General features: G+C 68.4%; 20 protein-coding genes. 18 read left to right on the top strand and 2 right to left on the bottom strand.

The window, feature by feature from the left end; translation table 11 throughout:
- The first annotated feature begins 109 nt into the window (after nt 1-109).
- The 17 genes from ACFWPK_RS04135 to ACFWPK_RS04055 all read left to right on the top strand — a co-directional run bounded on the left by ACFWPK_RS04135 (nt 110) and on the right by ACFWPK_RS04055 (nt 19324).
- A complete protein-coding gene (locus tag ACFWPK_RS04135; RefSeq protein ID WP_378913074.1) occupies nt 110-2482 on the top strand; it encodes a RelA/SpoT family protein in 2373 nt (790 codons plus the stop codon).
- Nucleotides 2483-2721: 239 nt separating this feature from the next.
- Nucleotides 2722-4332 (top strand): cutinase family protein, encoded by a 1611-nt coding sequence (locus tag ACFWPK_RS04130; RefSeq protein ID WP_378913073.1) that lies wholly within the window; start codon nt 2722-2724, stop codon nt 4330-4332.
- A 55-nt stretch (nt 4333-4387) separates the two neighbouring features.
- A complete protein-coding gene (locus ACFWPK_RS04125) occupies nt 4388-5464 on the top strand; it encodes a hypothetical protein (protein WP_378913072.1) in 1077 nt (358 codons plus the stop codon).
- Nucleotides 5465-5473: 9 nt separating this feature from the next.
- Nucleotides 5474-6325, top strand: coding sequence for a MinD/ParA family protein (locus ACFWPK_RS04120; protein WP_378913071.1), 852 nt, complete (start codon nt 5474-5476; stop codon nt 6323-6325).
- Entirely contained in the window at nt 6322-6963 is a 642-nt protein-coding gene (locus ACFWPK_RS04115; protein WP_378913070.1) for a hypothetical protein, read from the top strand. Before ACFWPK_RS04120 ends, ACFWPK_RS04115 begins: the two co-directional genes overlap by 4 nt.
- A gap of 94 nt (nt 6964-7057) precedes the next feature.
- Nucleotides 7058-7351, top strand: a complete 294-nt coding sequence (locus tag ACFWPK_RS04110; protein ID WP_378913069.1) for a hypothetical protein — start codon at nt 7058-7060, stop codon at nt 7349-7351.
- Nucleotides 7351-7605: a hypothetical protein gene (locus ACFWPK_RS04105; protein WP_056810720.1), complete on the top strand. Its 255-nt coding sequence runs from the start codon at nt 7351-7353 to the stop codon at nt 7603-7605. The genes ACFWPK_RS04110 and ACFWPK_RS04105 overlap by 1 nt, the downstream gene beginning before the upstream one ends.
- The gene (locus ACFWPK_RS04100; RefSeq protein ID WP_378913068.1) at nt 7602-8210 is read left to right on the top strand and encodes a hypothetical protein; all 609 of its coding nucleotides are present in this window, start codon (nt 7602-7604) and stop codon (nt 8208-8210) included. Before ACFWPK_RS04105 ends, ACFWPK_RS04100 begins: the two co-directional genes overlap by 4 nt.
- On the top strand, nt 8207-9022 hold the full coding sequence (locus ACFWPK_RS04095) for a hypothetical protein (protein ID WP_378913067.1): 816 nt from the start codon (nt 8207-8209) through the stop codon (nt 9020-9022). The genes ACFWPK_RS04100 and ACFWPK_RS04095 overlap by 4 nt, the downstream gene beginning before the upstream one ends.
- 56 nt (nt 9023-9078) lie before the next feature.
- Entirely contained in the window at nt 9079-10530 is a 1452-nt protein-coding gene (locus ACFWPK_RS04090; protein ID WP_378913066.1) for a hypothetical protein, read from the top strand.
- Nucleotides 10527-12023 carry an SCO6880 family protein gene (locus tag ACFWPK_RS04085; protein ID WP_378913065.1) on the top strand — a complete coding sequence of 499 codons (1497 nt, stop codon included), beginning with the start codon at nt 10527-10529 and terminating at the stop codon, nt 12021-12023. The genes ACFWPK_RS04090 and ACFWPK_RS04085 overlap by 4 nt, the downstream gene beginning before the upstream one ends.
- A 7-nt stretch (nt 12024-12030) precedes the next feature.
- Nucleotides 12031-14460, top strand: coding sequence for a hypothetical protein (locus tag ACFWPK_RS04080; RefSeq protein WP_378913064.1), 2430 nt, complete (start codon nt 12031-12033; stop codon nt 14458-14460).
- Nucleotides 14461-14467: 7 nt separating this feature from the next.
- A complete protein-coding gene (locus tag ACFWPK_RS04075; RefSeq protein ID WP_378872795.1) occupies nt 14468-14773 on the top strand; it encodes a transposase in 306 nt (101 codons plus the stop codon).
- Between the two features lie 61 nt (nt 14774-14834).
- Nucleotides 14835-16490, top strand: a complete 1656-nt coding sequence (locus ACFWPK_RS04070; protein ID WP_378913063.1) for a peptidoglycan DD-metalloendopeptidase family protein — start codon at nt 14835-14837, stop codon at nt 16488-16490.
- The gene (locus tag ACFWPK_RS04065; RefSeq protein ID WP_378913062.1) at nt 16487-17053 is read left to right on the top strand and encodes a hypothetical protein; all 567 of its coding nucleotides are present in this window, start codon (nt 16487-16489) and stop codon (nt 17051-17053) included. Before ACFWPK_RS04070 ends, ACFWPK_RS04065 begins: the two co-directional genes overlap by 4 nt.
- 31 nt (nt 17054-17084) lie before the next feature.
- Nucleotides 17085-18911, top strand: coding sequence for a type IV secretory system conjugative DNA transfer family protein (locus tag ACFWPK_RS04060; RefSeq protein WP_378913060.1), 1827 nt, complete (start codon nt 17085-17087; stop codon nt 18909-18911).
- On the top strand, nt 18908-19324 hold the full coding sequence (locus ACFWPK_RS04055; protein ID WP_378913059.1) for a DUF4913 domain-containing protein: 417 nt from the start codon (nt 18908-18910) through the stop codon (nt 19322-19324). Before ACFWPK_RS04060 ends, ACFWPK_RS04055 begins: the two co-directional genes overlap by 4 nt.
- Nucleotides 19325-19364: 40 nt before the next feature.
- On the opposite strand, the gene ACFWPK_RS04050 is transcribed toward ACFWPK_RS04055, so the two are convergent.
- A complete protein-coding gene (locus ACFWPK_RS04050; protein WP_378913058.1) occupies nt 19365-19952 on the bottom strand; it encodes a hypothetical protein in 588 nt (195 codons plus the stop codon).
- A 238-nt stretch (nt 19953-20190) separates the two neighbouring features.
- Entirely contained in the window at nt 20191-21087 is an 897-nt protein-coding gene (locus tag ACFWPK_RS04045; RefSeq protein ID WP_378913057.1) for a peptidylprolyl isomerase, read from the bottom strand.
- Between the two features lie 85 nt (nt 21088-21172).
- Here ACFWPK_RS04045 and hisS point away from each other — a divergent pair, with 85 nt between their 5' ends.
- Nucleotides 21173-22447 (top strand): histidine--tRNA ligase, encoded by a 1275-nt coding sequence (hisS, locus tag ACFWPK_RS04040; RefSeq protein ID WP_378913056.1) that lies wholly within the window; start codon nt 21173-21175, stop codon nt 22445-22447.
- Nucleotides 22448-22500: the final 53 nt, after the last annotated feature.

The following is a 22500-nucleotide window of genomic DNA, read 5'->3' as shown; positions in this document are numbered from 1 at the left end:
TGTGACCCTGGTGACTCGAACACCAGGTCGGTACGGGGACTAAAGTTGAGGCCCCGGGCGGTTGCAGCACTCGGCCGACAGGTCCGAATGCAGCGTGAGAGGTGGTGGCATGACTCGACAACTCGGCGAGGCGAAGGTTGGGCAGGAATCCACCGGAGCCACGCCAAGCGAAGGTGCCCCGGTGAAGACCCCCGAACCCGTCAAGCAGTCCCCGACAGCCTCGGTGCCGAGCTCGGCCTCACGGCGGGTCCGTGCGCGGCTGGCGCGGCGGATGACCGGTCAACGGGGGATCGCGGCGGTCAAGCCGGTCCTCGAACCGCTGGCCACCGTTCACCGCGAGCTGTACCCGAAGGCCAATCTCGGCTTGCTCCAGCGCGCCTTCGACGTCGCCGACGAACGCCACGCCAAGCAGTTCCGTAAGTCCGGCGATCCGTACATCACGCACCCCCTCGCGGTCGCCAACATCCTCGCCGAACTCGGCATGGACACGACCACGCTGGTCGCGGCCCTGCTGCACGACACCGTCGAGGACACCGGCTACTCGCTCGAGCAGCTCAAGGAAGAGTTCGGCCAGGAAGTGGCCCACCTCGTCGACGGCGTCACCAAACTCGACAAGGTCAACCTGGGCGCGGCCGCCGAAGCCGAGACCATCCGCAAGATGATCATCGCCATGGCGCGCGATCCGCGCGTGCTGGTGATCAAGGTCGCCGACCGGTTGCACAACATGCGCACCATGCGCTTCCTGCCGCCGGAGAAGCAGGCCAAGAAGGCCAAGGAAACCCTGGAGGTGATCGCGCCACTGGCGCATCGCCTCGGTATGGCCACCGTCAAATGGGAGCTAGAGGACCTCGCCTTCGCGATCCTGCACCCCAAGAAATATGACGAGATCGTGCGCCTGGTCGCCGACCGCGCACCCTCGCGCGACACGTACCTGGCGAAGGTGCGCGCCGAGATCACCAACACCCTGGCCGCGTCGCGGATCAACGCGATCGTCGAAGGCAGGCCCAAGCACTACTGGTCGATCTATCAGAAGATGATCGTCAAGGGCAAAGACTTCGACGACATCCATGACCTGGTCGGCATGCGCATTCTGTGCGAGGAAGTCCGCGACTGCTACGCCGCGGTCGGTGTCGTGCACTCGCTGTGGCAGCCGATGGCAGGCCGGTTCAAGGACTACATCGCGCAGCCGCGCTACGGCGTCTACCAGTCGCTGCACACCACCGTGGTCGGCCCCGACGGCAAGCCGCTGGAAGTGCAGATCCGTACCCAGGACATGCACCGCACCGCCGAGTTCGGCATCGCCGCGCACTGGCGGTACAAGGAGACCAAGGGCAAGCACTCCGGTGACGCCGCCGAAGTCGACGACATGGCGTGGATGCGTCAGCTGCTCGACTGGCAGCGAGAGGCCGCCGACCCCGCGGAATTCCTGGAATCGCTGCGCTTCGACCTGAAGTCGCCGGAGATCTTCGTGTTCACGCCCAAGGGTGACGTGATCACGCTGCCGCAGAAGTCGACCCCGGTCGACTTCGCCTACGCCGTGCACACCGAGGTCGGGCACAAGTGCATCGGCGCGCGGGTGAACGGGCGGCTCGTGGCGCTGGAACGGCAGCTGGAGAACGGCGAAGTCGTCGAGGTGTTCACCTCCAAGGCGCAGAACGCCGGACCCAGCCGGGACTGGCAGAAGTTCGTGGTCTCCCCGCGCGCGAAAGCCAAGATTCGCCAGTGGTTTGCCAAGGAACGTCGCGAGGAAGCGCTCGAGAGCGGCAAGGAGCAGATCTCCAAGGAGGTACGCCGCGTCGGGCTGCCGCTGCAGCGGTTGATGAGCGTCGAGGCGATGACCGCGGTCGCGCACGAGCTGCACTACAGCGACATCTCCACGCTCTACACCGCCGTCGGCGAGCACCAGGTGTCGGCACACCACGTGGTGCAGCGGCTCATGGCCCAGCTCGGTGGCATCGGCGATGTCGAGAACGAGCTGGCCGAGCGGTCGACACCGTCGACCACGCCGGCCCGGCAGCGCGTCACCGGTGATGCCGGTGTGCTCATTCCCGGTGCGCCGGGAACAGTCGCGAAGCTGGCCAAGTGCTGCACACCGGTGCCCGGCGACGAGATCATGGGCTTCGTCACCCGCGGTGGCGCGGTGAGCGTGCACCGGACCGACTGCACCAACGCCGATTCGTTGCAGGAGCAGGCGGAGCGGATCATCGCGGTCGAATGGGCGCCGTCGCCCTCGTCGGTGTTCCTGGTCGCCATCCAGATCGAGGCACTCGACCGCACCCGATTGCTCTCGGATGTGACCAAGGTGCTGGCCGACGAGAAGGTCAACATCCTGTCCGCCTCGGTGGCCACCCACGGCGACCGGGTCGCGATCAGCAAGTTCACCTTCGAGATGGGCGACCCCAAGCACCTGGGCCATCTGCTCAATGTGGTGCGCAACGTCGAAGGTGTCTACGACGTGTACCGGGTGACCTCCGCCGCCTGACCTCGACCACGGCCCGGGCACTCTCGCCTCGCGAGGGTGCCCGGGCCGCTGTCTGTGCGGTGGGTCGCCGAAAGGTTGCTGTCCGCAGCGGGTTTGCCGGGGGCAGTGAAAGGGCCGTTTAGGGCAGCGTTTGGGTTACCCGGAATCTGTTACGGTTTAGTGCGTTTCAACGCTCCACTGGTCAGCCGAAACGGACTGTGATGCGGATCGATATGGCTCGGTGCACGACACGACTCACGGTGACGCTGATCGCGTTCACCGTCGCTTCGCTGTCGGTTACGGCGGGGGTGGCCGGCGCGGAAGACGGTACACCCACCACGCCGTCTACACAGGTATCTATCGCCGCGTGTCCGGCGCTGTACGCCTTGGGAATCCAGGGCACGGGCGAGTCATCGCCCGACGCGGCGCCGAGCACCGACACCGGGATGCTGTCGACGGTGTTCCGCCCGATGCTGGCCGGTGCGGCCGACGCGGGACTCGTCGATCGGGCATACGTGCCCTACGAGGCGGGTTTCGGCGGTGCGGTACAGGGTGGGGCGGTGCCGTACACGGAATCGGTCGCCGGGGGCTTGCAGCGACTGCGCTCGATGGCGACCCAGGTGACGCAGCGTTGCCCGGACACCCGGATCGCGGTAGTCGGGTATTCCCAAGGCGCTCACGTCGCCTCGCTGTTCGCCCAGGAGGTCGGTGCGGGCACCGGGGCATTGTCCGCGGACAAGGTCGCCGCGGTCGCCCTGTTCGCCGACCCGACCCGCGCCGCGAACGCGCCACTGTTCCCCGGCGCGCCCGACCGGTCGTCGCCGCTGCCCGCACCGGGAACCTCCGGCGAGGCGCTGAGCGCCATCGGTGCGGTGCGGCAGGGCATCGCGTCCGGTGGTGGACTCGCCCCGCAGAGCGACCAGGCCGACAACTTCGGCAAGCTCACCGGTCGCGTCGCAAGCTTTTGTGCCACCGGCGATCTCGCGTGTGACGCGCCGCAGGGCGCGCCGATCGTGCGGGCCGTCACCAACCTCATGAGCCAGTCGAAACTGTCCGGCGGCGACCCGATCGGCTCGTTGACCTCGATCGCGCAGGCGCTGGCGTTCACCTCCATCAAAACCGCCACCGCGGTGGTCGAGGAGGACCTCTCCGGCGCCACGGTGGGTGATGTGTCGATCTCGCCGAAGAAGTCGATCTCGCAGCGGCTGTCCGACGCCTCGGACCCGAGCAGCAAGCTCGATGTGAACGCCGCGTATCGAGCACTGCTGAAGGTGGGCATGATCGGTCTCAACGCCGTCGCCACCGTGGTGAAGTCGGTGATCAGCCCGGCGAGCATCAGCGAATTGGCCACGGCCACACTGTCGAATCCACTGGCCGGGCTGACGCTGCTCGGGACGAAACTGGTCGGCGCGGTCCCACAACTCGTGCCGCCGACCACCGGGGTGCGACTGGTCAACGAGGCGTTCACCGCGGTCAAGCAGAACGTCACCGACAACTCCGAACTCCTCGATGTCACCACCTGGGTGCGCTACTGGAACACGTTGCAGCGCCACGACGCGTACTCGCGCATGGGTGTCGGCGCGAACGGCGCGACACCGACGCAGTATGTCGGCGCGTGGTTCGCCGCTCTCGCCCGCGACGCGGCAGGCGTTTCCGGGAAGGGGGCGGTACCGGTCGGCGGGTCCGACTCGCGTGGTTTGGGAATATTCCAGAGCCCGACCGGCGCGTCTACGACACCCAAACCCTCCGGTGGGGGACAATTTCCATTCGGGACAGGAGCCGATGGCGCCTCATCCGGCGGCGCGACGACTCCGCCTGCCGCGACACCCGTAACCACCGCACCCATCACCCGTCCGTTCTCTGTGAACTGATCACCGAGAGGTCTTCGATGCGAACTGTGCCCGGCGCCGTGGAAAGGGGGGAATGTTGAAGTCGTACAACGAATTTTCGCGCTGGTACTCGGCGCTGGAGCCCGAGACCGATGCGGGCACCCCCGCGCGCCCGGACACCACCGAACCGGTGGCAGGCGACGACGACAGCATCGACCGATATTCGACGGGTGCGGAGTCCGTCCCGGCCGCCGAGCCGGCACCGGAGCAGACCACGGTGGAGGAGCGTCGGCCGGAACCGTTCAGTCTCGCCCTCGACGATCAGCCGAACACCACCGGCGACCACCGGGCCGCCGAGTTCGATGACACGACAGCTGAATCCGTCGACGTCGCCGCGGCCGAGTACGAGAAGCGGCCCTACCTGCCCGAACCCGAGCCGGTACCACCACCCCCCGCACAACTGGCCGGACGTCGCAGCGACTTCACCGGCGGCTGGTCGGACTGGGTCGCCGACCACGCACCCGGACCCGACGACGACTACGACGCCGAACTCGTCCAATTCCCCTGGCCCGAGGCCGCCGCCGACGACTACGACAACGCCAGGGTGCTCGAACCCTCCGGCGCCCTGCGCGCGAACCGGAAACGGCAGCGCACCTGGGTGGTCCTCGCGGTCTCGGTCCTCGTGCTCGTCCTCGCCGCGACCGGTGTGTTCTTCCTGCTCTTCGGCCGCGGCGACAGCGACACCGCCCGCGACGCCGCCCCGCCACTGCACTTCACCGCGGGCAACCTCACCGCCGACACCGCGGGCTCGTGCCCGACCGAACGCACCGAGATCGTGCTGCGCAGCGCCGAATCGGGCGGCACCGGCTCGGGCCCCGACGCCGTCCTCGCCTTCCAGTACGCCTACTACGTGACCCGATCGGGGGAGCAGGCCAGAGCGGTGGTCACTCCCGACGCCGATGTCTCGCCGGCCGCCGTGATCCAGCGCGGTATCGACACCATCCCGGTGGGGACCACCCACTGCGTGCGGATCACCACAGTCGCGGCCGACCGGTTCACGGTGGAGGTCACCGAGTTCCGGCCGGCGGGCGCACCGGCCACCTACACCAAGCAATCGGTGCGGACAGCGCTGGTCGGCGATCGCACGCTCATCACGGGCATCGCGGCAGGGTAAGGAGAGGCGATGACAGACGACTGGAGCCGATGGCTCGACGAGGCCCCCGAAGGGGACCCGTCCGATGACCTGGCGCGTGATCCGGCTCCGGTGGTGCGGCTGCGGCGCCGCAACGGTGAGCGCCGCGACGGCACCCGCAGGCCGATCCTGGTGGTCGGCGGCTGCGGTGGTGCGGGCACGACAACGACGGCGCTCGGCCTGGCCGCGGAGCTGGTCACCGCGGGCGCGACAGTGGCGGTCGACGCGACCGCGGCGGGCAGCGATATCGCCTTGCGCGGCGCCGACAAACACCTGCACCCGGTGAACCTGCAGTCGTGGGTATACGGCCGCGGCGACGACGAACCGGCACCGCTCGAGGAGTGCCTTTCGCGCTCCACCTCCGGTTTCGGACTGCTCTGGCGCGATGCGACCCCGCTGCGCCGCCGCGCGACATTTCTCACTGTCGCGCGAGCACTGGACACCGGTGGGTACACGGCGGTATACGACGGCGGCAACCCGATTGCCGGACGGCAACTGCGACCCCTGCTCGACGACGCCGATATCGCACTTGTGCTCGCCATTCCGGCCCGCGTCGACGCCGCCAACCGGTTGCGGGTGACCCTGGAATGGCTCGACGACCACTACGGCGACGACGGCGCCGGTGTGGTCGCCGACACCACCATCGTTGTCTCGCACCAGTATTCGCACGACGACTCGCGCGTAGCGGAGCATTTGCGCGAGCACCTGTCCGGCTGGGTGCGCGAGGTTGTCGAGATCCCCTACGATCCGCATCTCGCGCGCGGGGAACTCGTTCGCCACGCCGAGCTCGCCGAGGCGACGCGTTCGGCGTATGCGAGCTTGCTCGCCGGGGTGGCATCATGACGGCAGCCATGAATCTTCGTCGTCGTCGTGAACCGGACGCCCCCGCCGGTGTAGTCGCGCCGCCAGAATCGCTGCGCGCCAAGATCTGGGAGCGTCCGGTGCCCGGGGTCGGCCGGGCGCCGCTGCTGTGGTTGCTCGGGGTGCACGGTGGCGCGGGCGCGACCACGCTGTCGCATGTGCTCGCACCCGCCGCCGACGCGCGCGGGCGCTGGCCCGGTGTTTTCGACCGTGAGTCTCCCTACGTCGTCCTGGTCGCCAGGGAAACCATCTCCGGACTCACCCGCGCGCACGATCTGCTGCGCCAGCACCACGCCGGGCTCGCGGGCCCGGCACTGGTACTCGGCATGATCACCGTCGCCGCGCGCCCCGGCCGGATGGCACCGGAGATCCGGCGCTACCGGGAGGTGGTCGGCTCGCTGGCCGGGCACGTCTGGCAGGTGCCGTGGTTCGAGGAATGGACTCTGGTGGAGTCCGACGCGCTTCCGGTGTGGTCGCCGGGCGACGAGGTGGCGGTCAAGAAACGCCGCCCCGATCCGCTCGACGACGTGCCGGTCGAAATCGGTGACCTCGGTACCGATGTGGTCGCCGCGATCCGGACGAGTCTCGGCGCGGCCGCGCCGGGCGAGGGTCGATCATGAACGCCGGGCGGGTTGCCGGTCGGTGGTGTACAAACGTGTGTCGTCGTCGAAGTGTTTGTGGCACAACACCTTTACTGTGGGAGAAAGGCACCCGATGAGCATGATCCTCCTCGCCGTGCAGGACACGTACGGCACCGTGCTGGCCCAGGTCGGTAATCCGACTCCGGAAGCTCCCCCCGGCTCGGAGAAGATCCTGCAGCTGGTGCGCTACCTCACCTGGTTCGTACTGCTGTCGGGCATCTGCGGCATCACCTACGCGGGCGGCAAGTTCGCGTGGGAGCGCTGGACCGGTGGCGGTCTCGAGTCGCCGAAGATGGTGGCGGGCGCCATGATCGGTGGCGTCGTCGCGACCAGCGCCGGCACGATCATGAGTGCGGTCATCGGTTAGTGATCACCGTGCTCGCCTACAAACAGATACCGGCCGACGTGTTGGCGCCGATGATGCAGTTGCTCAACTGGCTGCTCTGGTTCGTCCTGCTGTCGTGCCTGGCCTGGATGATCCTGTCGGCGGGTCGACTGTGGATTGCGTTCCGCAGCGACCTGGCGGTGAACGATGCCTCACACGGCGTCCTGATGAGCCTGATCGGTGCCTCGGTCGCCAGTACCGCGTCCGCGATCGCGCTGGCCTTCCTGCCGGCATGAATTCCACAGTGACACGACCGGTCGCGGTCGGTATCGCATTGCTCGCGGCAGCCGTCGGCTGCGGTGGCGGTGGCGATACCGGCCCCGACCTGACAGCCGCCCCCACGGGGATCGGCTGGCAGGACTACCAGGGCATCCCCATGCCGCACACCGACCAGGGCCCGAAAACGGTGAGCCAGGGCGCCGCGACGGGTTTCGAGCATTCCCCGCGCGGGGCCGGGCTGGCGGCACTGACCCACACCATCCGGTTGTCGGTGGCACCGGACAGTCAGTGGGCCCAGGTGGTGAACGCCGAACTCGTCCCTGGACCGGCGCGTGACGAGTGGGCGATCAACCGAGTACAGCTGTCGATCACCGGACCCGCCACGGCGGAGTACGCGCCGAAATTGTTGGGTTACAAAATTACCGAATATCGTGACGAGCGAACGACAGTCGACGTCTACACCGAATACTCCGACCGGTCACGGGCGGTGAACCACACCACGGTCAGCTGGTACGGCGGAGACTGGCGACTGCAGTTACCCGATCCGCGCTCGGTCGACCGACCGGTCGACCCGATCGACGAATTACCGCAAGACATCGTGACATTGGAGGCACCGCAGTGAGCGAGAAGGAGCCGGGCACGCGCGACCGCGCGTCCTTCGGCATGATCGCCTCCGGTGCCTTGCTCGCCCTGATCATGGTCGTCGGTGCCGTCGTGTACTTCACTCGCGACGGAGACGGCGAGGCCGACTTCGCGCCACCGCCCGCCCAGGCCGCGGGCGGAACGGGATTCGCCGAGCCCGAGGTCGACCTGCTCGGCAGGCGGGTGGACGTTCCGAACAACCCGGCGGGCCAGCCGCTGGCCCAGCAACCGGGTACGCAACGTACCGCCGCGGACCCGGATTGGCTGACCGGCGCGCCGGAAGGCACCAAGAAACCGCATGGCTGGCAGCGTGTCTACGGCGCGTCGGTGCCGTTCTCCACCTCCGACGGGCCGTCGCGGATCGAAGACGGACTCGCCGTCGGGTACGCGCGAACACCGCAGGGCGCCGCCCTGGCTGCCGCGCAGATCACCTACCGGCTCAACGCCCGCCCGGCCGATCGCGACCTGTATGTGACGCAATTGCGGGTCAGTACAGCGCAATTGGCCGCCTACGACTCCGCGCTCTCGGGCCAACGGCTGCCGAAACAGCAGCCGGAGAAGGTGACCAGGTACTTCGTGGCCTCCGACGCGTTCAAGATCGACGACTTCGCCGAGGATCTGGCGATCGTGCGGCTGGCCTCGCGCGGCCCGGTGATCGACGGCAAGCAGTTATACGCCGCCATGCGGATGATCGTGGTGTGGGACGCCGGTGACTGGCGGCTCAAACCGTCGACGACAGCAAATACCCAGACCGAATACGTGGAATCGCTGGCGGGGTGGACGACATGGTGATCGAGGTACAGCACAGCCCGGATCGATTCCGCGCGGACCATCGAGGGGTGCCAACTATGCTGAGGCGGATCGTCACCATTTTCGCGGTGATCTTCACCGTGATGATCGCGACGCCGACGGTGGCCTACGGCCAGACCTACGGCTTCGACGAGGCGTGCAACGAATTGCACGACACCCTCGACAGCGTCGCGATCCCCGGAGTCTCGCTCGGCGACGCGGCATCGGCGGTGTGTAAGGCGGGCAATGCCGCCTCCCATCCCGGCGAAGCGGCCACCGCCGTCAAGGACAAGGCGTGGGATTCCACCTTCGGCAAGGTGGTCGACTCGCTGATGAAGGGCCTCGGCGAGGCACTGATCCTGGCGTTGACCTTCTGGATGAAGGTGCCCAACGAGGCGGTGAGCGACTCGGGGGCACTGTTCACCAAGATCAACGACTACACCTATCAGATCCAGATATTGCTGTTGATCGCCTCGGTGATCATTACCGGCGGGCGATTGGCCGAGGCCAGACGCGGGGCGGCCGTGAGCGAGGCCGCCGAATCGTTCCGTCTGTTCGCCAGAGTGGTGTTCAGTTCGTGGATGCTCGGCGCGGTGATCGTCGCGGGCACGCGAGCCTCGGACAAGTTCTCCGAGTGGATCATCGAAGACGCCACCGGCGGCAATGCCAAGAACATGGCCGAGTTGATGGTGAAAACCAGTAAGTTGCAGGCCTTTTCGCCAGGTCTGGTGCTGATCATCGCCATCGTCGGCCTGCTCGGCGCGCTCGCCCAGATCGTGCTCGCCATCGTTCGGCAGGGCTTGCTGGTGGTCGCCGCGGGCGTGCTGCCGCTGGCCGCGGCAGCCTCGGCGACCGGAACCGGCAAGCAGTCGTATCAGAAGCTGGTCGGCTGGATCATCGCGTTCATGCTGTTCAAACCGGTGGCCGCGATCGTGTACATGATCGCGTTCACCACCGCGGGCCACGTCGACGAGACCACCGAGTCCGGCGGGTTGCCCAGCGGTGAGGACGCGCAGCGGATGCTGGTGGCGCTGGTGCTGCTGTGCAGCGTGGCGTTCGTGCTGCCCGCGCTGATGCGCCTGGTGGCGCCCGCGGTCGCCACGGTCGGCACCGGCGGTTCGGGTCTGATGGTGGCCGGTGGTACGGCGGTCGCCGCGATGGGACTCGGTGCGATCGGTACCAAGGCCGTCGCCTCCCGGCCGGTGGCGGCGCCCGGCTCGGCGGGCTACTTCGGCAGTGGCGGTGCGGGTCCGCGGCCGGGTGGGCCCGGCGGGGGCGGCGGTGGTGGCGGGGGCGGCGGTGCGCCGCGACCGATGCCACCACCGCGCGGGGGTGCTCCCGCACCCGCGACGACCAGTTCCGGCGCGGTGCCCGCGGGTGCGCGCAATGTCGCCGCCGCGCGGACCGCGGCCAACACCACCGGCCGCGCGGACCAATCGATGGGCGACGTCGCCGGTGACCGCTGGGCGAATCGTTCACCCGACCTCGGCAGGAGCACGATTCCGCGATGACCACCTCGGCGACCGACACCTATCAGCGCCGCTCGTACGGGCTGTGGCAGAAACCCCGCAGTGCCGGCCTTTTCGGCCTGCGCTGGGAAGAGACCGTGATCGGTTTCGTCGTGGTGATCACGGCACTGGTCTGCGCGATGGTCGGTGGATTCAAATGGGGTTTCATCGTCGGCGGGCTCGGCGCGCTGGTGATGGTGCCCTTGGTGTGGCGGACGGGGGGCCGCTCGGGCTATGAGACGGGACTGATGATGTTCAACTGGAGGCGCTCGCGCAACAACGGCGAGCACGTGTACCGAGGCGGCCGGTTCTCCCGGATCCCCGGCGGTGTCACGAAATTGCCAGGGCTGCTCGCTCCGTCGAAGCTCTACGAGGGCATCGACGCCGGTGGCTATCACTTCGGGATGATCCATCTGCCCGCGTTCGCGCAGTACACGGTGGTGTTGCGGGCCTGGCCGCAGGGGCACGAGGCGGTGGACCAGCCGGTGATCGATCGCTGGGTCGCGGCCTGGGGCACCTTCCTCGCCTCGGTCGGCCAGACCAGCGATATCGTCGCGGTGGTGCCGGTGATCGACACGGTGCCCGAGACCGGAAACCGGTTGCTCAACGAGGTTTCCACGATCACCCGCCCCGAAGCTCCCGATCTGGCCCAGCAGGTGATGTACGAGCTGGCCACCGAATTGCCGCAGGAGCGTGTGCAATTGCTGCCGCGGGTGGCGATCACGTTCAAGGCGACCACCGCAGAGCGGCGCAAGAACCCGGCCGAGGAAGCGGTGGAGATCGGGCGCAGGCTGCCCGGTATCTGCGCGGCGCTGGCCGAGGCGGGCGTGCGGGCGCAGCCGATGGCGGCGGAGGAGGTCATCTCCTTCATCCGCCGCAGCTACGACCCGGCTTCACAGGCCGATCTCGAGGTGGCCGCGGCCGATCCCGGTGGGCACGGCCTCGGCTGGGACGACGCGGGTCCGGTGTCCTACGACGAGAAGTGGGATCACCTGATCCACGACGGCGGCCGCTCGGTGACCTGGGAGATGGACGCGGCGCCCGAGGGCGCGGTGGACGAGCGGGTGCTGCAGCGACTGCTCGCGCCCAATCCCGAAGTGCCACGCAAACGCATCGCGATCGTCTACCGGCCGCATTCGGCCGCCGATGCCGCGGAGATCGTGGACGACGACTTCAAGAACGCGCTCGTCGCGCAGCAGAGCGAACGCGGTGTGGTCTCGGCGGCGGCGACGCTGCGAGTCGGCGCCACCCAGCAGGCTCGCGAGGAGCAGGCACGCGGACACGGCGTCACCCGCTTCGGCGCGCTGGTCACCATCACCGAACCGCTGCGCGGTGACCTGCCCCGGATCGAGGCCATCACCCGTGACCTCTCCACGCAGGCCCGGCTCAAGATCCGGCGCTGCTACCGCTACCAGTCCGCCGCGTTCGCGGCCTCTCTCGGTTGCGGCGTGATCCTGCCCGAACACGCAACCATTCCGAAGGCATTGGCGGGGTGAGGCGATCATGGGACGCGACTACGAACCCCCGGTGCGCGATCGCGACGACGTCGCGTTGCGCCCGGTCCACCGGCCGCCGCGCATTCGCGGCGAACGCGAGCCACGGCCCGCGGGGAGCGCGCCGCGCGTGAGCGAGGACGTGCTCGGCCTCGACGAGCGCATCGAACGCGACGAGCGCGAGCGCTCGGCGCGGGGATCACGCACGACCGAAGAACGTCCGCAGGGCGAGCGCAGGTCGCGTGAGGAACCGCGTGCCGACCGAGGCCGCCCGACGCGACCGCGCGGCGAGGAACCGCGCCGACCGCGGGAGGACGAGGACGGTCGTCTTCGCTCCCGTGGTGACGAGACGCGCGGTCGCGGTGACGGATCGCGAGCAGCAGGCCGCGAAGGTGCGGGGGAGCGGCGCACCCGGCGTCCGCATCCCGATGCCGAGCGGGCCGCCAGGGCGCGGGCCGAACGGGGGCTGCGCGACGAGGACCACGGCCCACGTCTGGAACACCAACGCCCCCAAAGCGATCCGCGTCGGCGGCCGAAGCAGGCCGAACCCAAGCTGACCAAGCGCAAGCCGAGGCCCGCGAAGGCGGTTCGCCCGATCCGGCCCGATGAGGCCGCCGACCGGGCGATGGGTTCGGGTCGGTCCGCGAAATCGACCAAGCCGGACCGCCGCTCGCAGTCGGGCCCTTCGCTGCTCGACGACGCCACCCGCGCCCGCTACGAGATGATCGCCCGCGAGCAGTCGGGTCTGCGCGCGGCCTGGGCGACCTTCCGTATCCACACCGACGACCTGCGTCGCAACAACGCGCAGGCGCGGACCGAGGCCGTCGTCAAAGACGGATTCGACCGCACCACCGCCGAATTGACCGACCGCGGTTACTCGGGCGCGGGCGGCGGCAAGATGAACGTCGTCGGCCGCCCGGTGGAGTATCGGGCAACCACCGCCCAGGTCGCGGGCCTGTGGCCGTGGTCGGTCGGTGCCGGTGCCCCGCTGATCGGCACCCCGCTCGGCTCGCATCTGCATACCGGCGCCCCGGTCTGCTTCGATCCGATGAACTGGTTCATGCGTGGCAGTTTCATCACCGCGCCCAGCCTTTTCGTGCTCGGTCTCAACGGGTTCGGCAAGTCCTCGCTGGTGCGCCGGATCGTGCTCGGCGGCATCGCCCAGGGCATCACCCCGCTGATCCTGGCCGACGTGAAACCCGACTACCGCAAGATGGTCGAGCTCGTCGGCGGTCAGGTGATCGACCTCGGCTACGGGCACGGCAAGCTGAACCCCCTCGCCGCGGGCGTGCTCGGCTCGGTCGTGCCGCGCCTGGAAGACAAACCCGCACTACAACGTCAGGTGCTGCAGGACCTGCGGGCCAGGCAGGTGACGCTGATCGCGGGCCTGGTGGAACTGGTCCGCGGCGCCCGCGTCGCCGACTTCGAGGAAACGCTGATCGCCACCGCGCTGCGCATCCTCTACCAGCCCGGCGGCTTCACCCCCGACAAACCGCCGATCATGGAGAACCTGCTCGAGGTGATCGTCGGTGGCGGCGCCGAGATGATGCTCGACGCGGGCGCCGACAACGCCGATGAGTACCAGAACGCGATCAAGAACCTGCGCCGATCGCTGCGCGCGCTCACCCAGGGCCCGTTCGGCGCGATCTTCAACGGCCAGACCAGCGTTCCCATCGACACCAGCGCCGTCGCGGTGTGCATCGACGTCTCGCACATCCCCAGCGGCGACAAGAAGCTCAAGGCCGCGGTCATGCTGGCCTGCTGGGCCGACGGGTTCGCCTCCGTCGAGGCCGCGCACGTGCTGGCCGACGCCGACCTCGGGCCGCAGCGCTACTTCCAGGTGGTGATGGACGAGCTGTGGCAGGTGCTCGGTCTCGGCGACTTCATGGTCGACCGCGTCGACGAACTGACCCGCCTGCAGCGTGGCCTCGCCACCGCGCTGATCATGATCAGCCACACCATCAAGGACCTGCAGGCGCTCGGCTCGGACGCCGCGATCGCCAAGGCGATCGGCTTCTTGGAACGCGCGCGCGCGAAGATCTTCGGCGCGTTGCCCGCCGAGGAGATCAGCAGGCTCGACTCCACGGTACCGTTCACCTCGGCCGAGCAGGAGATGGTGACCAGTTGGTCGGCGCCGCAGGCACTCACCGGTGAGGCGCTCAAGCCCGGCCAGCAGCGGCCCTCACCGCCCGGTACCGGAAAGTTCTTGCTGAAGGTCGGCGAGGATCGCAGGCCCGGTATCCCGTTCCACATGGAATTCACGGTGTCGGAGCGAGAAAGCGGAATCCACGACACGAACCAGCGCTTCAGCGAGTTCGGCGACAACCCACGTGGTACGCCTGCCCACGGCGGGCCGGAGGCGGCAGCGGAGCGTAACCACGCAGGCCCTCGAGGGCAGGCGTCATCAACGCTGCCGGACTACTCGAACGGGAGTGAGTAGGATAATGATGCCGCACCGGTCCTATCGCCGGGTCTCGCCGGAGGTCCGCAATGCCGCCGTCGCGCAGGTGGTCGCGCTGACCGACAAGTTGCGCAGCGAATCCGAGGCGTGCCGGATGGTCGCCGAACAGATCGGTGTGCACGCCAATTCGGTGCGCAACTGGGTTCGCGCGACCCAGGATCCGAGCCTGGACCGGATGGATGCCACCGCGCTACGCCGCAAAGTGGCGCTGCTGCAACAACAGCTGGCCGCCGCCGCGGAGATGAACCGCACGCTCGCCGACACGCTCAACGAGTCCCGGCGCCGCACATGAACGCCACCGCGACCGGCGTTGCTGAAGTCGGCGCCCGGCGCGGAACGCGGGGAGGCGGCCGGTGAACGTCCGCACGATCATGATGACGGCGTTCGGCTCGGTCATCGGGTTGGTGGCGCTGGTGCTGGTGATCGTGCTGCCGTCCTCGGATGAGACCTGCGAGACCGGCGATGTGCTGGACGGATCGTCGGTGCCCACCCTGCCCCAGCTCGGCGGTGACCATCGCGCGGGCGCGACCAGTGCCGCCGCACCGACCTCGAATCCGGCGGTCACCGCCACGCCGGTGCTGGCGGCCGGCGTCGGTCCGCTGCGGCGCACGCTGCCGCTGGAGATCGGCACCTTCACCGTCTCCGACGTGTTCGGTTCGCGCGGCGGCGACCACAAGGGCATCGACATGGCCGCGACCGACGGGACCACGATCTACTCGGTGTCGGATGGCCGCGTCGTCGCCGCCGGTCCCGCTTCGGGTTTCGGCAACTGGATCGTCGTGGATTCGGTCGACACCAACGGCCGCGCCTACTCCGCGGTCTACGGCCACATGTGGGACGCGGGCGTCAAGGTGCGCAGCGGTCAGACGGTGACCGCGGGTCAGCCGATCGGGATGGTCGGTTCGGCGGGTGAATCCAGCGGCCCGCACCTGCATTTCGAGATCGTGCCCGGTGGCCGGTTCACCGGTGGCCGTCAGATCGACCCGATGCCGTGGCTCGACGGCGCACCGACTCCGGATGTGGGTGGCGCGCGGGCGTTTTCGAGCGATCCGAACTGCGTGCGCGGATTCGGTAGCGCCGGTGGGGCACTGGCCGACGGGAAGGTGCCCGCCGAACTCGAGATCTGGTATCGCCGCGCGGGGACCGTGTGCCCGGAGATCTCGTCGTCACTGCTGGCCGCCCAAGCCAAGCAGGAGTCGGGATTCCGGCGCGGGCTCACCTCGCCCGCGGGTGCCCAGGGCTTGGCCCAGTTCCTGCCGGGCACGGCGGCGAGTATCAATCCCGACGACGGTCAGCCCTACGTCATCGATGCCGACGGCAACGGTTCCGCCAGCGTGTGGGACGACGGTGACGCGATCATCGGACAAGCCCGCTACATGTGCTCGATCGCCCACAAGATCGCCGGGTGGCTGGCCGCGGGGCGCGTCTCCGGCGATCTGACCGCACTCACCCTGGCCGGATACAACGCCGGTGAGGGCGCGGTGCTGGCGTCCGGTGGCATGCCCAATCAGTATGCGGCGCACTATTCCGAGACCAGGCCCTACGTCACCAACATCTTGTCGATGGAACCGCAGTACCGGGCGCCCGGCGCGCAAGGCCGATTCACCCCCGGGCAGGGCAGTGACGGCGAACAGATCGTCGAGGCCGCCCACGACTGGCTCGGCACACCGTACGTGTGGGGTGGTGGCGGCGTGCAGGGGCCGAGCGGTGGCGGTTTCGACGGGCCCGGACTGACGGCCGCGGCGGTGTTCGCCGCGTCCTCGGGCGCGGTCTCGTTGCCGCGCACCGCCGAACAGCAATGGGAGGCCGGGCGGGAGGTACCGATCGCGAAGGCAGCGGCCGGTGATCTGGTGTTCAGCGGTTTCGGACGGCAGGGGCCGACACAGGTCGGGATCTACGCGGGCAACGGTCAGCTGATCCAGGCGGTACCGCCGACGAGCAACCGCGGTGGCGGCGGTGTCGCCGAGGTGGCGGTACCCGGCGACGCACGGGCGAGGAGGGTGTTGTGAGCGCGCGACCAGCGATAACCTGGTGGGAGAGAACACGAATCCGCACAACCGGGGCGGTGATGCTCGTGGTGGTCCTGCTCGCGGTGCCCGCCTGTGGTGGCGACGCCGAGCCGACGCGTCCCGAGACCACCCCCACCACCCGCCTGCTCGAAGCCGCGGTCGACCCGACCACGCCCGACGGGGTCGCGGTCGTGGCCCTGCGCGAGGTCTACACCTGGAACCCCGCGACCGAGCAGCCGGGATCCTCGCTGCAGCGCGCGCGAGAATGGCTGGGGCCCAGCATGATACGTATGCTGGACAGCTCGATCGGCGCCACAGAGACCCCGAAACCGTCGCTGCAGTGGGCCGACTGGGCGAAGGCGAAAGCGCACGTGGAGGCGTTCACCTTCGCCTCGGGGGAGCCCGCGCCCGCGAGCGCCGATCCCACGGTGGCGCAGTACAAGATCGGCATCGAACAAACGGTCGTCTACCCGAACGGACGCACCGAAGCCCTACCGCCGAGCACGGTCATCGCGACCGTGGTGCAGACGCCGCAAGGCTGGCGCCTCGACGCGTTCCGCTGACCACCAACCACGTCCACACAAGGAGGCACCCGTGGCGAAGAAGAAGGTGACGGATCCGGCCGCGGTCGGACCCGACACGACGCTGATCATGATCGTGTTCGGCTTCGCGGCGCTGTTCACCCTCGCCGCCGCCCTGCACCTGGGCAACGCGCTGGCGGTTGTGCCGCAGAACATTCCGGTCAATCCGATCGCGGTGGTCGCCGATCTGGCGCGGGGCAAGCTGCACTGGCCGCGCGCGTCGACGGTGATCGTGCTGTTGGTGATCGCGTCGGCCATCGCGTATGTGGGGATCCGCAAGCGGTTGAAGAAGCGGGCGGTCGCGGGGCGGTTGGCAATCGACGACAAGGCCGACTACATGGGTAGTGGCAGTGCGATCGGGTCGATCACCGAGGCAGGCGTCCGGGAGAAGGCGAAGGATCTCGGCGTGCGGCTGGGGACCGGCGACGCGCCAGGGGTACCGATCGGCATCGCTGTCGCCGACGGCACCCCGCTCTACGGCTCCTACGAAGACCTCCACCTCGATATCTGGGGGCCTCGACAGGGCAAGTCGACCTCGCGGGTGATTCCGGCGATCCTGTCCGCGATCGGCCCCGTGCTGGCGACATCGAACAAACGTGACGTCGTCGACGCGACGCGCGACGTGCGCGAGGACAAGGGCAGCCGCACGTTCGTGTTCGACCCGCAGGGCGTCGCCGGTGAACGACCGACCTGGTTCTGGGATCCGCTGGCCTGGGTCAACTTCCGCACCGAAGGCTGCGAAATGCGGGCGGCGCGATTGGCCGGTCACTTCGCCGACGCCGAGACCGGCGGCAGCGCCGACGACGGTGACAACTTCTTCGATCCCGAGGCAGAGGACCTGCTCGCCGCGTTCTTCCTCGCCGCCGCGATCGCGGGCAAACCGATCACCCAGGTATGGGAATGGGTGACGAATCCGCAGAACACCGAGGCGATCCAGCACCTTCGTGGCGCCGAACACCACTTCACCGCGTCCGGCCTTGCCATGCAGTACAACGCTGACGAACGCACCAGGAGCGGCATTTTCGGTACCGCCAAGAAGATGATCCGCTGCTTGCAGCTGTCGAATGTGCATCCGTGGATCACGCCGGCCGACGGTGTTCGTCCTCAGTTCGACGAATTGGAGTTCATCGAGCGCAACGGCACGCTGTACTGCCTGTCGCTCGAGGGGCGCGGATCGGCGGCACCGCTGGTCAGCGCGCTCACCGAGGCCGTCATCGATGTGGCCATGCGCAAGGCTTCCCGTTCGTCCGGTGGGCGGTTGCCGATCCCGCTGCTCGCGGTGCTCGACGAGGCGGCCAACGTGGTGCGCTGGAAGGATCTGCCCAAGCAGTACAGCCACTTCGGGTCGCGCGGCATCGTGGTGATGACCGTGCTGCAGTCCTGGGCGCAGGGTGCGCGCTGTTGGGGCGAGGCCGGAATGAGCGCGCTGTGGTCCGCGGCCAATATCAAGGTGCTCGGCAGCGGGGTCGACGACATGGCCTTCCTGCGCGATCGATCCGAGGCGATCGGCGAGTACGACTCGATCTCGTCGTCGATGTCGCAGTCGGGCAACAGCAAGAGCTACTCGCGCTCGCTCAGCTCCTCGGTGACCTTCACCCCGCAGGGCCTGGCGACGCTACCGCGCGGCCGCGCGGTCGTGTTCACCTCCGGTCAGCCGGCCGTGCTGGTGCGGACGGTGCCGTGGTGGGAATCGGAGTACTCCGAAGCGGTCAAGAAGTCGATCGAACAGAACGACCCGACTCGTAAGACCCGGATGGACGATCTGTTCGGATCGCCATCGCTAGCGAAATCCATTCCGCCGGAAGAGATCGGTGAAGTCGAGGAGGTCAAGCCGCTGTGAGCAACGATTTTTCGGATGCCGACCGGCAGGAGCGTGTCTACGCCGGGGTGAGCGAGTTCGTCCGCGAATACCTGAGCCAGCTCTACCGTCGTCAGGTCACCGACATCAGCGATACGGTGTGGTGCCCGGAGTGGTGGCGCCATCCCGAGGCCGCCGTGCGCCTGGATGCGCTATGGCAGGCGTGGGAGCACTACCGGATGAAAGGTGGCCCCGGTATCAGCGTGTGGTTCCTCGAACACGCCGATCCGCACATGATCAAGCTGTTCGACCCGCGCGGGCCGTTCAAGTACTGCAGCGTCCGCAACGGGCACAAGGAGATGCTCACCTCGTTGCCGGTGGAGAAGCCGGACATGGCTCAGTGGACCGAGCCGGATAACGGGCTGTGGGACAAGGGCGCTGCCCCCGGCGCCTGAGCCACGATCTCGGCGGGGCCGCACCCTGGCGCCGCCGAGATCAGCGTCCGCGTTCGATCCCGCGTTCGATGCCGCGTTCGAGCCCACGTGCCCGCGCCGGCATGTTCCGCGTTCCCGCGTCGCGCAGCCGGATCGCTTCCTCGGGCGAAATCCCGTGGCCCATCTCGACCAGCATGCGCACCTGGCTCAATTCGGGGGCGACACCTGCCCGTTGCAGATGTGCCGCGATCGCCGCGCGCCGCTCGGTGGAGTCGTAGCTCACGGCCTGTCCGGCGGTGCTCGCGGGCCCGGCGGCGCTCGCCGCGAAGGGGGAACCCGACTCCTTGTTGAGGCTGATGCCGCGCGATTCCACACTGCGTGATTCCACACCGCGTGATTCCACCGTGCGCGAACCCACCGACATCATCTGCACGAGTTCGATATTGCGCGGATCCTTGGCCTTGAGATCGCGGGCCTCGCGGATCTGCAGCTCCCGCGCTTCCTTCATCTTGGCCTCGATCGCCTTCGCGCGTGACTCGGCGTCTTTCTGGCCGTGTTCACGCGACTTGACCGCCACCAAGATGGCCATCTGCAGCATGGTGCGCATCATGGACGCCGTTTCGCTGCCGATGTCGTCGAGTTCCGCCATGACTGCTCCCCGATGCTGCTGTGGAAGTGGACATCTGAGCCTACCGCGCGAACGACACGGTGCGATGTCCGGCGGGGCCGGTGGCAGCGGAGAAAATGCGGGTGGGCGCGGCGCGAGCCGAATGAATCGTAGGGTTGCCTAGCCTCTGATGATCTTCTTCGCACGTCGGAGCCCGAAAACCGGAAACGGACCGGACACGCGAGCGTGTCCGGTCCGTTGTGTCGCCCGGAAAGCGGTGTCAGCCCACCTTGACAGTGTTGAACGAGATCGGGATGGCAGGCCCACCGTCTTCGGCGCCACCCTTGACGCCGCCGCCCGCGACCTTGTCCAGGGTGGCGAGTCCGGCTTCGTCGATCGTGCCGAAGATGGTGTAGTTCGGCGGCAGCTGGGTGTCGCCGAAGACCAGGAAGAACTGACTTCCGTTGGTGCCCTTGCCCTCCGGTGAGGTGCCCGCGTTGGCCATGGCGACCAGGCCGCGCTTGTAGTTCACCGGCTGCTGCAGCGACGGGTCGTCGGCGGCGAACAGGTCGGTCGGGTACTCGTTGTCGAAGCTGTAGCCGGGTCCGCCCTTACCGGTGGCCGTCGGGTCACCGCACTGCAGGATGCCGAAGCCCGGCGTGGCCACGATGCGGTGGCAGCTGGTCTTGTCGAAGTAGCCCTGCTGGGCCAGGCTCACCAGCGAGTTGACCGTGCACGGTGCCTGCGCGCTGTTGAGCGACAATCCGATCGGGCCCTGCGTGGAGTCGATCGAGACCTTGACCGCGGGACCGTCGGTGGCGACCGAGGTCGTGGCGGGCGCGGTGACGGGCTTCGCGGGGGGCTCCTGGCCCACCGGGTAGCTGCAGTCGACGGTCGCCGGCTTGGCCGCGGGGGGCGGCGGGCCGGGGATGTCGAGCGGAGTGTTGACGAACTGGGTCGTCGGCACCGCCGAGGACGACTCGGCGTTCGCCGTCTCGCTGTCGTCACCCCTGGTGAGGAAATACACGCCCGTCGCGGCGGCCGCGACGACTATCACACCCAGTACCGAGCCCGCGATCGTCAAGCGCTTGCGCTTCTTCTCCTGCTCGGCCCGTCGTGCCAGCTGGCGCTCCAGCTTGCGCTTGGCCGCCGCCCGTCGCTGTTCGTTACTCGGCACTACCGCGTTCCTCCCGTGTCGTCAGGTTCGTCTAGAGGGTAACCGGTTGGACGCGGGGGGCGCCCGTGGGGAAAACTGGACCATCGTGACCAAGACCAGCAGCTTCACCGCCCCGAAGGGGGTCCCCGACTACCTGCCGCCCGGTTCGGCCGAGTTCGTCGCCGTGCGCGACGGCTTGATCCACGCCGCCCGACTCGCGGGGTACGGGCATGTCGAGCTGCCGGTATTCGAACAGACCGCCCTGTTCGCACGGGGTGTGGGCGAGTCGACCGACGTGGTCAGCAAGGAGATGTGGACCTTCGCCGACCGCAACGGTGAGAGCTTCACCCTGCGCCCCGAAGGCACCGCGGGCGTGATGCGCGCGGTGATCCAGCACGGTCTGGACAAGAGCGGTCAGCTGCCGGTGAAGCTCTGCTACGCCGGTCCGTTCTTCCGGTACGAGCGTCCGCAGGCCGGTCGCTACCGTCAGCTGCAGCAGGTGGGCATCGAAGCCATCGGCATCGACGATCCGGCGCTGGACGCCGAGGTCATCGCGATCGCCGACGCGGGATTCCGCTCGCTGGGCCTGGACGGCTTCCGTCTCGAGATCACCTCGCTCGGCGACGAGACATGCCGTCCGCAGTACCGCGAACTGCTGCAAGAGTTCCTGCTCGCGCTGCCCCTCGACGAGGAAACCCAGCGTCGCGCGCTGATCAACCCGCTGCGCGTGCTCGACGACAAGCGTCCCGAAGTCCGCGAGCTGACCGCGAACGCGCCGCTGATGATCGACCACCTCTCGGAGTCGGCGAAGGCCCACTTCGAGCAGGTGCTCGCCCACCTCGACGCGCTCGGGGTGCCGTATGTGGTGAACCCGCGCATGGTCCGCGGCCTCGACTACTACACCAAGACCACGTTCGAATTCGTGCACGACCAGCTCGGCGCGCAGTCGGGCATCGGTGGTGGTGGGCGCTACGACGGATTGATGGCCGAACTCGGCGGACAGCCCCTCTCGGGCATCGGTTTCGGCATCGGTGTCGACCGGACCGTGCTGGCGCTCGCGGCCGAGGGCAAGTCGGCGGCCGATCCGGCGCGCTGCCAGGTCTACGGCGTCGCGCTCGGTGACGCCGCCAAGGCGAAGCTGGTCACGCTGGCCGGCGAGCTGCGCGCGGCCGACATCAGCGTCGACCTGGCCTACGGCGGACGTGGGATGAAGGGCGCGATGAAGGGCGCCGACCGATCGGGGGCGAAATACACCCTCGTGCTCGGTGATCGTGACCTCGCCGAGAACACGATCGGCGTCAAGGAGATGACCACGGGCGAGCAGCGGTCCGTCCCGCTCGACGGCGTCGTCGCGGTCCTGCGCGAGGAACTCGCTCGCTGAATCCGCTCGGCTGCTCAGGCCGGTGAGGCGCGGTAATCTGACCGCGCCTCACG

Source organism: Nocardia sp. NPDC058519, assembly GCF_042719755.1.
Taxonomy (GTDB): domain Bacteria; phylum Actinomycetota; class Actinomycetes; order Mycobacteriales; family Mycobacteriaceae; genus Nocardia.
The sequence above is the reverse complement of the archived record's forward strand: the minus strand, read 5'-3'. Positions and strand labels throughout refer to the sequence as shown.

Coding starts and splice junctions, on each gene's coding strand:
- ACFWPK_RS04115 (WP_378913070.1), top strand. CDS start 6,322: ATGACGGCAGCCATGAATCTTCGTCGTCGTCGTGAACCGGACGCCCCC.
- ACFWPK_RS04090 (WP_378913066.1), top strand. CDS start 9,079: ATGCTGAGGCGGATCGTCACCATTTTCGCGGTGATCTTCACCGTGATG.
- ACFWPK_RS04080 (WP_378913064.1), top strand. CDS start 12,031: ATGGGACGCGACTACGAACCCCCGGTGCGCGATCGCGACGACGTCGCG.
- ACFWPK_RS04085 (WP_378913065.1), top strand. CDS start 10,527: ATGACCACCTCGGCGACCGACACCTATCAGCGCCGCTCGTACGGGCTG.
- ACFWPK_RS04110 (WP_378913069.1), top strand. CDS start 7,058: ATGAGCATGATCCTCCTCGCCGTGCAGGACACGTACGGCACCGTGCTG.
- ACFWPK_RS04135 (WP_378913074.1), top strand. CDS start 110: ATGACTCGACAACTCGGCGAGGCGAAGGTTGGGCAGGAATCCACCGGA.
- ACFWPK_RS04100 (WP_378913068.1), top strand. CDS start 7,602: ATGAATTCCACAGTGACACGACCGGTCGCGGTCGGTATCGCATTGCTC.
- ACFWPK_RS04050 (WP_378913058.1), bottom strand. CDS start 19,952: ATGGCGGAACTCGACGACATCGGCAGCGAAACGGCGTCCATGATGCGC.
- ACFWPK_RS04075 (WP_378872795.1), top strand. CDS start 14,468: ATGCCGCACCGGTCCTATCGCCGGGTCTCGCCGGAGGTCCGCAATGCC.
- ACFWPK_RS04120 (WP_378913071.1), top strand. CDS start 5,474: ATGACAGACGACTGGAGCCGATGGCTCGACGAGGCCCCCGAAGGGGAC.